Below are 997 nucleotides of genomic sequence, written 5' to 3'. Positions count from 1 at the left end.
AAGACCTCCGGGGCGGGGGTTCGGGGATCTTGAAGACACCCGAACCCCCGGCGGCGCGGTCAGGGGATGCGTTGGCCGAGGACGAGGGAGACGGCTGCGGCGATGAGCAGCGAGAGCGTGCCGAGCACCACCCAGGGGCGGCTGGCGTCGGCGCGCTTGGTCTCGTAGCCGATCTGCTCGCCGAGGTTGTCGTAGACCCGGCGCAGCTCGCTCTCGGTCGCGGCCTTGTGGAAGTCGCCGCCGGAGAGCGTGGCGATCTGCTTCATCGAGTCGTCGTCCACCGGGACGAGCTGCGAGCGGCCGTCGATCTCGATGCTGCCGTACTCGGTGCCGAAGGAGATGGCCGAGATCGGCATGCCCGCGTTCTTGGCGTTCTTGGCCTCGGCGAAGGCGCCGCGCGGTTCGTCAAGGCTCGCGGGGATGGTCTGCTTGCCGTCGGACATCAGCACGATCCGCGACGGCGGGCGGCCGTCGGGGCCGGTGATGAGCTTGCCGAAGGAGTCGACGGCGGCCACGGCGGAGGCGATCGAGTCACCGGTTGCGGTGCCCGCGCCGAGGCGCAGGTTGTCGATCGCGTGCTTGACCGGGGCGCGCTCCGCGGTCGGCGCGACGACAACGGCGGCCGAGCCGGCGAAGGAGATCAGCCCGAGGTTCACGCCGGGGGTGAGCCCGTCGGCGAAGGCCTTGGCCGCGTTCTGCGCGGCGGTGAGCCGGTCCGGTTTCACGTCGGTGGACTTCATCGACAGCGACACGTCGATCACCAGCATCACGGTCGCCCGGTTGCGCGGCACCCGCTGCTCGCCGGTCGGGCCGGTCATCGCCACGGTCAGCAGCGCCATCGACACCAGCAGCAGCGCGGGCGCGACGTGGCGCACCCAGCCCTGCCGCTTCGGCGCGACCTTCTCCAGCAGCTCCAGGTTGGTGAAGCGCATGACGTTGCGCTTGCGCCGCCGCTGCGCCCACAGGTACCAGCCCAGCAGCGCCGCGACCGCGACGA

Annotated in this window: 1 protein-coding gene; it reads right to left on the bottom strand. The window is 71.3% G+C overall.

Annotated features, from left to right (window positions below; translation table 11 throughout):
* Positions 1 to 59: 59 nt before the first annotated feature.
* Positions 60 to 997 (bottom strand): VWA domain-containing protein (locus CCN37_RS37545; RefSeq protein WP_143262028.1); only part of this gene is annotated, 938 nt, incomplete at its 5' end.

This window comes from Allokutzneria sp. NRRL B-24872, assembly GCF_002155965.1.
In the GTDB taxonomy this organism is placed as follows: Bacteria; Actinomycetota; Actinomycetes; order Mycobacteriales; family Pseudonocardiaceae; genus Allokutzneria.
The sequence above is the reverse complement of the archived record's forward strand: the minus strand, read 5'-3'. Positions and strand labels throughout refer to the sequence as shown.